General features: G+C 35.4%; 7 protein-coding genes. 5 read left to right on the plus strand and 2 right to left on the minus strand.

Annotated elements, in window-relative coordinates; all coding sequences use genetic code 11:
* Positions 1-37 precede the first annotated feature (37 nt).
* Positions 38-268, plus strand: coding sequence for a DUF1801 domain-containing protein (locus HNS38_RS07115; RefSeq protein WP_216663656.1), 231 nt, complete (start codon positions 38-40; stop codon positions 266-268).
* Between the two features lie 88 nt (positions 269-356).
* Here the strand turns inward: HNS38_RS07115 and HNS38_RS07120 are convergent, their stop codons facing one another.
* Positions 357-2,282 (minus strand): S9 family peptidase, encoded by a 1,926-nt coding sequence (locus HNS38_RS07120; RefSeq protein WP_172284416.1) that lies wholly within the window; start codon positions 2,280-2,282, stop codon positions 357-359.
* Between the two features lie 253 nt (positions 2,283-2,535).
* Here HNS38_RS07120 and HNS38_RS07125 point away from each other — a divergent pair, with 253 nt between their 5' ends.
* The 4 genes from HNS38_RS07125 to HNS38_RS07140 all read left to right on the plus strand — a co-directional run bounded on the left by HNS38_RS07125 (position 2,536) and on the right by HNS38_RS07140 (position 11,283).
* A complete protein-coding gene (locus HNS38_RS07125) occupies positions 2,536-4,239 on the plus strand; it encodes an aromatic amino acid hydroxylase (protein WP_172346196.1) in 1,704 nt (567 codons plus the stop codon).
* A 331-nt stretch (positions 4,240-4,570) separates the two neighbouring features.
* Positions 4,571-7,390: a pitrilysin family protein gene (locus HNS38_RS07130; protein ID WP_172346197.1), complete on the plus strand. Its 2,820-nt coding sequence runs from the start codon at positions 4,571-4,573 to the stop codon at positions 7,388-7,390.
* A gap of 453 nt (positions 7,391-7,843) precedes the next feature.
* A complete protein-coding gene (locus HNS38_RS07135; protein WP_172346198.1) occupies positions 7,844-10,792 on the plus strand; it encodes a right-handed parallel beta-helix repeat-containing protein in 2,949 nt (982 codons plus the stop codon).
* Between the two features lie 2 nt (positions 10,793-10,794).
* Entirely contained in the window at positions 10,795-11,283 is a 489-nt protein-coding gene (locus tag HNS38_RS07140) for a T9SS type A sorting domain-containing protein (RefSeq protein WP_172346199.1), read from the plus strand.
* Positions 11,284-11,359: 76 nt separating this feature from the next.
* Here the strand turns inward: HNS38_RS07140 and HNS38_RS07145 are convergent, their stop codons facing one another.
* Positions 11,360-13,291: a M1 family aminopeptidase gene (locus tag HNS38_RS07145; RefSeq protein WP_172346200.1), complete on the minus strand. Its 1,932-nt coding sequence runs from the start codon at positions 13,289-13,291 to the stop codon at positions 11,360-11,362.
* Positions 13,292-13,345 lie beyond the last annotated feature (54 nt).

Raw genomic sequence — 13,345 nt, forward strand, 5'->3', positions numbered from 1 at the left:
TTGAGTGGCACAGTTACATCGGTATAGGTGGCACAACATGAGTCAGCCTATCCACTTTTACTATAAAGACAACATGTTCTGTTATTTATACAAGCAAAAGAAAGGAAATCTACCCTATATTGGATTTGCAAAAGGAAATCTTATGGAAAATGAAATGCTTGAAAAAGGGAATAGAAAAAAGATGAAAGTTTTACCTATCGATCCTAGATTAGATATCCCTAAAGAACTCATTCTTGAAATTTTAGCAGAAGCTAAAAAGCTTTATTAAATATTGATCATCAAGATCAATAAAGCCACGAATTCTATGAGTAATTCTCAGAATTCGTGGCTCAATGTATTATAAAACGATAATTGTCTTATTTTTCTAATAATTGCTTATTTAAGAAAGCTTCCATAGCTCTATAAAAATCAAAACGATTTTCTTCATTTCTAAAACCATGACCTTCATTATCTTTCACTAAATACTCAACAACGACTCCTTTTTCTTTCATGGCAGCAACCATTTGATCAGACTCATCCACATTCACTCTAGGGTCGTTTGCACCTTGAGCAATGAATAATGGAGCTTCTATTTTGTCTACATGGAATACTGGAGATACTTCACGAAGCATCAAACTATCGGCCTCTAAATCACCAACCATTTCAAACATCATATCCAACATTGGTTTCCAATAAGGAGGAATAGTTTTCATAAAAGTGAACATATTAGAAACACCCACATAATCAACACCTGCAGCATATAATTCTGGCTCTTTAACTAATCCCATTAAAGTAGCATATCCACCATAAGAACCACCATAAATAGCAATTCTTTCAGGATCTGCAATTCCATTATCAATTAACCAATTGGTTCCATCAGTGATGTCATCTTGCATTTCGCGTCCCCATTTTTTGAAAGAAGCTTCCCAAAACTGACGACCATAACCTGTTGAACCACGGAAGTTCATTTGCAATACTGCATATCCCCTATTGGCTAAGAACTGAACTTCTGGATTGAATCCCCAACTATCTCTAGCCCAAGGACCACCATGAGGGTTAATCACCACAGGAAGGTTCTTAGCGTTTTCCATGGTATAGCCTTTTGGCAAAGTTAAATATCCATGAATTTTTAAATCATCGCGCGAAGTATAACTGATGGGGAGCTGATTCGACATTTCGTTTTCATCTATCCAAGGACTCACTTCTACTATCTTCTCAATCTCATCATTATCAGTATTATAAATATAATACGAACCCAATGACTTGTCGCTATAAGTTCTGATGATATATGTGTTTTCATCATCGTTGCTTGCTGATATTGCAATCTCATATCCATAAAGATGCTTCTCTAATTTCTTGTACATTTCCTCCGATTTGGTATCGAAAAAATGACGTTCTCGTTTCCAACCTGTATATGATGCAGCAGTAATTACTTTTCTTTTCCTAGAATAGCTCACGCTTTCAACATCATAATCGTCATTCTTATATAAAACCTTAACTTCCTCACCTGTTGCAGGGTTAAACTCTACAATGGCTGACTTATCTCTTCCAATATTAGAACTTCCTATGATATTTTTATTATCGAAAGTAAAAAATTGAGGGCTAAAACCTTCTTTAAAATTAGTCGTTAATATAGTTTTCCATTCGTCTTGCTCAGTGCTTCTATATAATACACTTTGACTGGTGCCATCAAGAGCCAATGCAATTCTTAATTTGCCGTTATGGTCTAGCATCCAACCCTGAATGTTTCCAGGATTCTCAGCAATCATTTCCATTTCACCAGTTTTCAAGTTCAAACGATAGGGATCAAAAACTTGAGGATTCCTCTTGTTTAAGCCAATAATCATGAAATCTTTTTGCTCTGGAAGATCATCAATAATTTGCGATCTAACACCTTCAAATTCAGTAAAGCTTATAAGATTAGTTCCATCTATATTCACACCGTAAAGACGATAATTTTCATCTCCACCAGTATCTTTTAAGAACACAATTTGTTCATCATTTGGCCAGAAATATCCTGCGATATCTCTATCTACTTCTTTTGTTAACTGAATTGATTCAGCTTCGCCCCTCTTTTGAATGAAAATATTCATTCTACTTTCATAAGGAGCCATATAAGAATAATAACTTCCATCAGGAGAGATTTGATAACTAGATTTCTCCGGGTTTTTAAAGAAGTTTTCTAAAGGAATTTGTTTGGCTTTCACTATTTCGGCTTTTTTGTCTTTGGCCTGATCACAGTCACAGGAATTCAATCCTCCCATTACTATAGCCAAAGTTAATAATACATAAATTCTTCTCATTTTATCTGATTTTAAGAACGATTTTTTGACGATGAACTGCTTCTATTGTTACATTAAAACTCAAAGATAATATTTAAATAGAAATGAATGAGCATTTTAACGGGTGTTAACATGATCTAATTGAATTCCCTTTTTGTACTTGACTTCGCTAGCTGTTAATCTTTTGCAAAAAAAACAAGCTTACTCATCTCAATGTCTAAAACATATTAAAATTTACTAATTTTACCATTCACCCATATTTCCAATATAATATATGAAGACCAATCCCATTATAGAAAGCTTACCTGAACATTTAAAAGATTTCATTATTGACCAAAACTATCAACAATATACTGGAAGAAGCCAGGCTGTTTGGAGATATGTGATGCGAAGAAATTTAGATTATCTTGCTGATGTGGCGCATCATAGTTATCTAGATGGATTAAAGAAAACAGGAATAAGTATTGATAGGATTCCTTCTTTGGAAGATATGAATGATATTTTATCCCAAATTGGCTGGGGAGCTGTTTGTGTGGATGGTTTTATTCCTCCAGCTGCCTTTATGGAATTCCAAAAACATAATGTTCTAGTTATTGCTGCTGATATTCGTTCTATTGATCAACTGGAATATACTCCTGCTCCCGACATTGTTCATGAAGCTGCGGGTCACGCGCCTATTATTGCTGATAAGGAATATGCAGAATATTTAAGAAAATTCGGAGATATTGGTTCAAAAGCCTTTAGTAGCACTTATGATTATGAACTCTATGAAGCCATTCGTCATCTTTCTATTTTAAAAGCAGATCCCAATACTAAAGCTAAAGATATTAAAACAGCAGAGGATGCCATCATTGAATTAGAAGCTAATCCGAGTCCTCCATCCGAAATGGCCTTCATTCGTAATTTGCATTGGTGGACTGTAGAATATGGTTTAATTGGGAGTGTACAAGACCCTAAAATATATGGGGCTGGATTATTATCCTCCATTGGTGAAAGTGTTTGGGCTATGAGTGAAAAGGTTGAGAAAATTCCATATAGTTTAGAAGCTATGGACTATTCTTTTGATATCACGAAACCTCAACCTCAGTTATTTGTGACACCTGATTTTAACCATTTGAATACTGTCTTAGATGAATTTACTGCAACCATGTCATTAAAAATTGGAGGTATTCAAGGCATAAATAAAGCAATAGAATCAAAGGATTTAGCAACTGCTGTTTTAAGAAGCGGATTGCAAGTAAGCGGTGTTTTTACCAATCTCATTGCGGAAGGTGCTCATATTGTTTATATTCAAACCAATGGACCTAGCATGTTGAGCTATCAATATAAAGTACTCGAAGGCCATGGAAAAGAATACCATGAACATGGATATGGAACTGCCGTTGGAAAACTCAAAGGTGCATTAAAACCCATGAGATTATTAGAGGAGTCCGACTTGCGAAATATGGATATCATTATAGGAAAGGACTGCAGATTAGAATTTGATAGTGGATTAAAGGTTAATGGTCGTTTGATGAGTACCACAAGAAAAAATAACAAACTCCTAATAATGAGTTTTGAGGATTGCACTGTGGAGTATAAAGAACAAGTGCTATTCCAACCAGATTGGGGCATTTACGATATGGGCATTGGGGAACAAATTCCATCAGTTTTTGCAGGTGTAGCAGATGCTGCTGGTTATCAATTAAAATTAGAAACCCCTAGCGAAGTCACTCATAAAATCAATTATTCTGAGAAAGAGAAGTACCTATTTCAGCTTTATGATCAAATTAATAGCTTTAGCACTTCCTCTTCTCGTCCATCTGATATACTCATCGACGAAATCCTCCGAAAGTATCCCAAAGAATGGCTCCTACAATTAGAAGCTTTATACCAAATTGAAAAAGGAAGCTCCTCTGAGAAAAAGCTATTGGAATCTTTAAATAATGGGGATTATTCTGATGAAGAATCTAAGTTGATCGAGCTTGGATTGACTTAAAATTCTTAATTCAATACTTTAGCTAATCACGCATAATCATATATATTTTAATATATAAGGTGTTTTTTACCCACATAAAACGCAAAGCTTTTTTATTTCATTTACAATTCTGTTCTTATCTTTAATTCTCCAAATTCCCCCTTTCCCCCTTTCCCCCTTTCCCCCTTTCTCCCAAGTCCCCAAGCCCCCAAGCCCCCAAGCCCCCTTATAAGTCTATTCCCTTAGGTATTTCACCGTTTGAACAATGAAAAACGATCGATTTCGTACAGTCACATTGTTGATTAGTCTCTTTTATGTACTTTTGATACCTATTTATCAAAATATTAAAAACATGAAGAAATTTATTTTCACTTTTTGGGTGGCTCTTCTTTTTCTGGGCTTCACTCAAAGCACAGTGGCACAAGACTTATCCGCTCAATTAACTGAAGAGATTCCATTCGATTCTCAAGTATTGACAGGTAAACTTGGCAATGGAATTACCTATTACATTCGCCCGAATGCAAAACCAGAAAACAAAGTAGAATTACGTTTAGTAGTTAATGCTGGTAGTATTTTAGAGGATGATGATCAGCAAGGTTTAGCACACTTTTGTGAGCATATGTGTTTCAATGGAACTGAGCATTTTGAGAAGAATGAGTTGGTGAGTTATTTACAAAGCTTAGGTATTGAGTTTGGTGGGGATCTGAATGCTTATACCAGTTTCGACGAAACCGTGTATATGCTTCCAGTACCAACAGAAGATCCTGAAACTGTTGACAAAGGTCTTTTGGTTTTAGCTGATTGGGCTAATGGTGTTTCTTTTACCGATGAAGAAATTGACAAAGAAAGAGGAGTTATTTTAGAAGAACTCAGAATTGGACAAGGTGCTCAACAACGTATGCGCGATGAGTATTTCCCAATTATGTTTAAAAATTCTATGTATGCCGAAAGATTACCAATTGGTCTAAAAGACATTTTAGAAACCTTTGAGTATGAAACTATCCGTCGTTTTTACAGAGAATGGTATCGTCCAGATTTAATGGCTGTTATTGCCATTGGTGATTTAGAACCACAAGAAATGTTGAGAAAGATAGAAGATAAGTTTGGTTCTATCGAAATGCCTAAAGAATATCGTGAAAGAAAAGAATTTGAAGTTCCTGACCATAAAGAAACTTATATTTCTGTTGTTAGCGATAAAGAAGCTCCCTATACCATGATTCAATTGATGTATAAAGATGATACTCAAGAAACAAAATTATGGAACGATTATCGTCGTGATTTAACTCAAAGTATGTATAATGGAATGTTGGGCGCACGTTTGGGAGAATTAACTCAATCTGCTACTCCTCCATTTATGTTTGCAAGTACTAGCTATGGCGGAATGGTAAGAAGTAAGAATAGCTATTCTTTTTTTGCTGTTGTTGGCCCTGATGGTATTGAGCATGGTTTAAAAACACTTTTAGAAGAAAACCAAAGAGTAAAATTACATGGTTTCACTCAAAGTGAATTGGACAGATATAAAACAGAGTACATCACTCGTTTAGAAAAAGCATTTAAAGAAGCGGATAAAACAGAATCTGCAAGATATGTAAACGAATATGTAAACCATTTCCTAGAAGAAGTTCCTTCTCCAGGTATTGAAGCAGAATATGGAATGACACAAAAATTACTACCTACTATTAAATTAGAAGAAGTAAATGCTTTAGCTGCTGAATGGATTAAAGATTATAATCGCGTAGTAGTAATTATGGCTCCTGAGCAAGAAGGACTCGTTCTACCAACTGAAAACGAAGTAAGTACTTGGTTAAGCGATGCGGATAAAAACAAAGTAGAAGCTTATGTGGATGCCGTATCTGATCGCCCATTGATGGAAGTTATTCCTGAAGCTGCAGCCATTACAAAAACAGAAACTATTGCCGAAGATGGTATTGAAATATTAGAATTTGCTAATGGTTTGAAAGTAGTTTTAAAGCCAACAGAATTTAAAAACGATGAGATTCTAGTTTCAGCTTACAGCCTAGGTGGTTCTTCTTTATATAATGATGAAGAATTTAAGTCTGCTGAAATGGGAAGCCAATTGGTTAGTGAAAGCGGTGTTAATGGATTCTCAAACATTGAGTTGGAGAAATTATTAGCTGGAAAAAACATCAGAATCAATCCTTATATCTCTTCTCTAAAAGAGGGATTTAGTGGTAATGCCACACCAAAGGATTTTGAAACCATGTTACAACTCATCAACCTTTATTTTACTGCACCTAATTTTGATGAAGAAGCCTTTGCTTCAATTATTTCGAAGTCGGCCATGTATCTTCCCAACCTCCTCCAAGATCCAACCACCTATTATCGCGACCAAGTGAGCCATGTGGTAGCTGATAATCATATTAGAGGAAACTATATTCCTTCTGTTGAAGAGTTAAAATCTTATGACTTTGAAATCGCTAAAAAAGCATACCAAGAGCGTTTTGCTAATGCTGGTGATTTTGTTTTCTTCTTTGTTGGAAACATCAATAAAGATACCGACATAGAATTGATTCAAAAATATTTAGGAAGCCTAAAAGGTGAAGGCACCAAAGAAAGCTTTGTAGACCATAAAGTAAATGCACCTAAAGGACCCATTGAAGTGGAAGTTAAAAAAGGACAAGACGAAAAATCTATGGTAACTATCTATTTCACTGCTGCTTGTAAATACGATGCTAAAGAAAAGTATTTATTAACTGCTTTAGGGGATGTTCTTTCTATTAAATTGATCGAAAACTTAAGAGAAGAGAAATCAGGTGTTTATGGTGTTGGTGCCAGAGGAAGCATGAGTCAGTTCCCTTCTGGAAAATATCGTTTCTCTATCGGTTTCCCTTGTGGTCCTGAGAATGTTGACGAGTTAATAGCAGCTGCTATTTCTGAAGTAGAGAACCTAAAGAAAGATGGTCCTACACAAGAAGACATTGATAAAGTAAAAGAGACACAACGTTTAGATTTCAAAGAAAATCTAGAGAAAAACCGTTTCTGGTTAAAATCAATGGAAGCAGCCTATTTCAATAATGGCAATATGGAAGACATCACTAAGAAACAAGAGATGATAGAAAACCTAAATGCCAAAGAATTAAAGAAGATTGCAAAGAAATATCTAAAAGAAGATACTAGAATTGAAGTGGTATTGCTACCAGAAGATAAATAGTATCAATAAATCTTTGCAAGAACCGAGTTTTCACGAGCTCAACGAAGTTAAAACTCCGATAACATCGTTATGCTCAACTTAATAGTCAGTCATCCCGACGTTTACTGTCTGGACCCCTGTTAATTAAGATTCACAAGCCTTGTTCTCGAAGATTTATTAACAAAGCTTTGGAATATCAATTCTTCTTGCAATAATTGTGAAGCAAGAATTATCAATATTACAAACCCCAAATTGGAATATTCCAATTTGGGGTTTTGTTGTATAAGAAAAAAGACTATTTTTGGTTCCGTTAACGTATATATATTTATTTCTGCATTTAAAAATCTATTTCTTATGAAAAAAGTATTTCTATTTTTAAGCCTATTATTTATCTCTCATTCTTTGTTATTTTCTCAAACTACTATTTCTGGTGGAAATGTTGAAGGTGTATGAACTGCCTCTGGTTCTCCATATTTGGTCCAAAACTCAATTCTAATTACTGATGGAACCACATTAACAATTGAACCTGGGGTTGAAGTCAAATTTAATTATACAGCTAGATTACTTGTTTTAGGGCAATTAACTGCAATTGGTAATATTAATGATAGCATTAGTTTTACAGCAACTGACGAATCTCAAGGATGGTTAGGAATTGATTTTAATGATACTCCATTAACAAATGATTCCTCGAAGTTTATTTATTGTAAATTACAATACACTAAACAATATGATGATCAAACAGCATCTGCATTTGAAATCTCACATTACTCAAAAATTAATATCAGCAATTGTTTTATTTCAAATCACATATCACAATCTCCTATTTTGGTTTTATACGGAGATATTATTATAAAAAACAATTTAATTTGTAATAATTACTCTGGTGTAGGCGGTGGAATCAATATAGCATATTCCGACGCTATTATTTCTGGTAATATTATAACTGAAAATAATGCCGACGTTGAAGCTGGAGGAATATCTATTAACCATGGAAATCCAATTGTAAAAAACAATATCATATCAAATAACTATTGTCGATTTGGGGGAGGATTTTACATTACAAATTCTCAAGCCTCAATTTATAATAATATAATTACAAATAACTCTACAATTGCTGACGGTGAAAATGATCATAATGGTGGTGGGATTTATACAGTATTAGGAACACCAAATATTCATAACAATACAATTTCAAATAATAAATCTAATTATGGAGGGGCGATTTATTTCGCTGAGATGGATGAAAGTTATACTATTCAAAATAATATAATATGGGGAAACGTTGCAACCGAAGACGGAAATCAAATTTACTTAGATACCGATGCGCTTTCTCCTAATTTTACTTATTGTGACATTGAAGGCGGACAAAATGATATCGGTATTGCACCAGGTTCATTTTTTCTAGGAGAATACGAAAACAATATTGATGAAAACCCATTATTTACTAATCCATCATCTGGAGCAGGGAATGAATACGATGGCACTTCAGCTGATTGGTCATTACAAAATAATTCCCCATGTATTGATGCAGGAAACCCAAGTGGTGATTATCCAGAATTAGATTTACTAGGAAATACTAGAATCCATAATGGAATCATCGATATGGGAGCCATTGAGCATCAGGGAGTTCCGCTTGAAATCTCTATTTCAGCTCAACCTACAGAAATATGCGCCAGTGAAAACTCACAATTAACAACAACAGCAACTGGTGGTTCTGAAAATTACACCTACTCTTGGACCAGCACACCAGAAGGATTTACTTCTGATATTTCTAACCCCAGTGTATCGCCACTTATAACAACTACTTATCATGTAGAAGTTTCTGATGGAACATCAACATTGCAAGAATCAGTAACCATCACTGTAAACCCTTTCCCTGCTGATGCTGTAGAAATTACAGGCTTAACTGAAGTTTGCCAAGGAGAAAGCGAATTCTCCTACTCTATTGAAACTATTGAAAATGCCACCTCCTATTCTTGGTCACTACCTGAAGGTTTCAATATGCTTAGTGGTGAAAATACAAATTCCATCACCGTTGAAGCCAGTGAAACAGCAGCTAGTGGAAATATTAGCGTTGTGGGTGTAAATGATTGTGGAGATGGTATTTCATCTAGTTTAGGAATTAGTGTAAACCTATTAGAAATCTCAGCTGGTGAATACCAAAATATTTCTCATACTTCTTCTACAACTCTAAATGGAAGCGTAAGCCAAGGAAGTGGAGATTATAGCTGGCAATGGCAACCAGCAAGCTTATTGGAGGATGCTAATGTTCAAAATCCAGTCACCGTCATTTTAACTGAGGATACAGAATTCACATTGGAAGTAACAGATAATACAACGGGTTGTACGAGCTCTGATATAGTAAATATAGTAGTTGGAGATGCTCTTGAAGTTGAAATCACTGTGAACCCAACCACCATTTGTTTTGGTGAAAGCTTAATCATAGAAAACACTGTAACAGGTGGTTCTGGAGAGTATTATTATAGCTGGACTAGTAATCCCGTAGGTTATACTTCAAGCGAAGCCACTCCTACTATTTCACCCAATGAAACAAAAGAATATATTGTTGAAGTAAACGATGGACTTACTTCTGTGACTTCCTCAATTACTATTACAGTAATACAATTAGTTGCTGATGCTGGAGTTATCATAGGTCCGCAAGATATTTGTTTAGGCACAAGTGACATTGAGTTTACAGTCCCCGTTATTGAACATGCAGATTCTCACCAATGGACGCTACCAAATGGCTTCGTTATCACAAGTGGAGAAAACACAAATACCATCACTGTTTCAGTGGGGAATAATGCTGAAAATGGTTTAATCACCGTAACAGGAATCAATGATTGTGGACAAGGAGCCTCAGCATCTTTGGAACTGAGTATTCATTCTATTTCTGCTTTTGCTGGTGAGGACCAAACTATTATTAATGGAACATCAACTCAATTAGAAGGTAGTGCCACAGAAGGCAGCGGAGATTATTCTTGGTCTTGGGAACCTACAGACCTATTAGATAATCCGAGCATAAGTAACCCAATCACTACGGAACTCAATTCAACAAGCACTTTTGATTTAACCGTAACAGATAATACCTACGGTTGCTCCGATACAGACGATGTAGTTATTTTCGTTGAAAATGGTGAACTAGTTGTGGTAGCTACTGCTAGTCCAGATGAGATTGAAGATTGGGAAGACACTGAATTATTAGCTACTGTTACTGGAGGAACGGGAACATATGAATATAATTGGACTACCTACCCTGTTGGCTTCCAATCTAATTTACCAAGTTTTATCACTAGCCCCAATTATACCACTATTTACACTGTAGAAGTTACCGATGGTGAGACAAGCGCACAATCAGAAGTCACGGTTACTGTATTTGCTGCACCAGCCTTCCTAATCAACCTATTGGTTCTGATACCATAGAATTGGCCAATACCACAAACACTCCTTATACCGCAGCTTACATTCCTGGAGCTTTAAATTATGAATGGAGTTTGTCACCAGAAACAGCCGGGACCTTAACTAGCGATGCCAACGACGTGGATATAGAGTGGAATACTGAGTTTTCTGGTTACTGTTATCTTTCAGTAAAAGCCATTAATGAATATGGCGAAAGCGAATATTCAGAAACTTTGGAAATCTATATTGACTACCTTATTGGTCTTGAAAATATAGATTTTGAGCAAATTTCAATTTATCCGAACCCAAGTCAGAACCATGTTCAGGTTAATGGTGCAAGTGATGTTGAAAATTATTCTATTAAAGACATCTCAGGAAAAACGCTATTACAAGGCAGTAATAATGACCAGCAAGGTAAAATTCAAATAGACATTTCCTCTTTACCAAATGGGCTTTACTTTATTATATTTGAGAATAATGAGGTTATTTCTTCTCAAAAATTGATAAAAATGTAAATAAAATCTTGGTTACAAAATAAAGGCTGCGTGAATATAAAATTCAAGCAGCCTTTATTGTTTATGGTTATACCTCCTAATCCAAGACAAGCATCTTCTTAGTTTTTTCAGCATTGCCTATCTTTAAGGTATAGAAATAAATTCCTGACTCTAGATTTTTACCATCTATATTTACTTGATAAACCCCTGTGTTTTCATCCTCATCCACAAGGCTTAACACCTCTTTACCAACAAGGTTATAAACCTTCAATGAAACATAATTTGTATTTAGTATACTGTATTCAATTTGAGTAAAATCAGAAAATGGATTTGGGTAATTTTGCTCTAATTTCACCACTGCTCCAGACTTGTCCAGCTCATTGAGAGAAACTGAAATAGTAGGATTCGCCATGAGTATCCATTTATCTGGGTCTATCTCTAAATCATCCTCTATCAGCATTTCTATGCTTCCTTGTCCATTTGTCATTTCAACGGTATATTCTTCACCATTGATGAGAATGGGGATGTTTATATCTAGAGGAATATTATTCTCTGTCTGCCACTGAAATACTGTTTGATTATATTCTCGTTCAACTATTAAGTCGGGATAACTTGCTTCACGCATAAAAACACTAAAGAAAGGATATAAATCTATTCCTGTGACCTCCTCAGCTTGATTTTTCATATCCTCTGTACTTAAAATTCGGCATAGTCTTCCATTGGTATTGTCAAAGTCATTAGGGTCCGGATAAGCCCACCTTTTCATTAATTCAAAGAATAAATCATCTCCCAAATGATACCTTAAAGTATGCATGACGGCAGCACCACGACCATATGAATTTAAATATCCAAAGGCTTGACCAGCTGTCATACTTTCGAGTGGTGCTAAAGGATATGAATGATTATCACCAGGACGATTCTGCCTCATAAATTGCAAATAATCATCTAATCCTGACATATGTTCAACATATAAAGCTTCAGTATAGGTGGCTATTCCTTCATGTATCCAGATATCAGACCAATCTTTAGCGGTAATTAAATTCCCCCACCATTCATGGGCTAATTCATGATAATGGATATAATCGTAGCCCCAGTTATTCGTTGTGAAATTATGCCCATAGGCGATGATGCTTTGGTGTTCCATTCCCCAATAAGGCGCATGAGCCCAACCATGTTTATCAGTACCAAAAGGAAAAGGGCCACATATTTCCTCCAAGAAATTAAATTCCTGAAGAAAGACATCCATATAGTCCAGCGCTTGTTCGTAACTTTCTGGCAATACCCAAAATCTAAACGGAATGGTATTTCCAATGGTGCTTTCATATTCATCTTCTATCAACATGAACTCTGCAGCATAGAATGTCACATTATAATTATTAATAGGTGTGGATATAAACCACTTATAGGTTGATGTATTGTCTCCATTGTCATCTACTCCCATATACTGCCCATTTGAAACACACATCAATGGATTTGGCACAGTGAAATTGATATTCATAGAATCAGGTTCGTCTGACGGGTGATCTTTGCACGGCCACCAAATATCTCCTCCTTCATCTTCACAGGCAACAGCTAACCAGGGGGCGCCATCGGGTGTAGTTTCCCAAACAAAACCAACTCCCCATGGAGGATTATCTGCTATTCGAGGAGCTCCACTATAGTATATTTCTACTGAAACCATATCATCTTCCATCACATCCTCTGGAATATCAATATTTAATAACTCATTGAAATGATTGAAACCTACCTCAGTAAATTCCCCATCATTTAAACTAAAATAAATGGCTGAAACCGTAAATACATCATCTAAATCTAATAATAAACTATCTATGGATTCTAATATATTTACGCGACACAACAGAGAAGCATCAATACTTTGAGTTTCTGGAATAATGCTAATATCCAAAAAGTAATAGTTTACATCGTAGGCTGCCTGCTCTGGTTTTAAGGGACCTCCAGATGCAGAATAACTAGAGTTTAAGGAACCCAACAAAAAAATGACTAAAAAAGAATAACAGATTAGTTTCATGACCGATATTTTTTAGGATATGACAAAGTATAAAAGTAAAGGAAATTATTAAAT

Source organism: Lentimicrobium sp. L6 (genome assembly GCF_013166655.1).
In the GTDB taxonomy this organism is placed as follows: domain Bacteria; phylum Bacteroidota; class Bacteroidia; order Bacteroidales; family UBA12170; genus UBA12170.

Coding starts and splice junctions, on each gene's coding strand:
- HNS38_RS07130 (WP_172346197.1), top strand. CDS start 4,571: ATGAAGAAATTTATTTTCACTTTTTGGGTGGCTCTTCTTTTTCTGGGC.
- HNS38_RS07115 (WP_216663656.1), top strand. CDS start 38: ATGAGTCAGCCTATCCACTTTTACTATAAAGACAACATGTTCTGTTAT.
- HNS38_RS07145 (WP_172346200.1), bottom strand. CDS start 13,291: ATGAAACTAATCTGTTATTCTTTTTTAGTCATTTTTTTGTTGGGTTCC.
- HNS38_RS07120 (WP_172284416.1), bottom strand. CDS start 2,282: ATGAGAAGAATTTATGTATTATTAACTTTGGCTATAGTAATGGGAGGA.
- HNS38_RS07125 (WP_172346196.1), top strand. CDS start 2,536: ATGAAGACCAATCCCATTATAGAAAGCTTACCTGAACATTTAAAAGAT.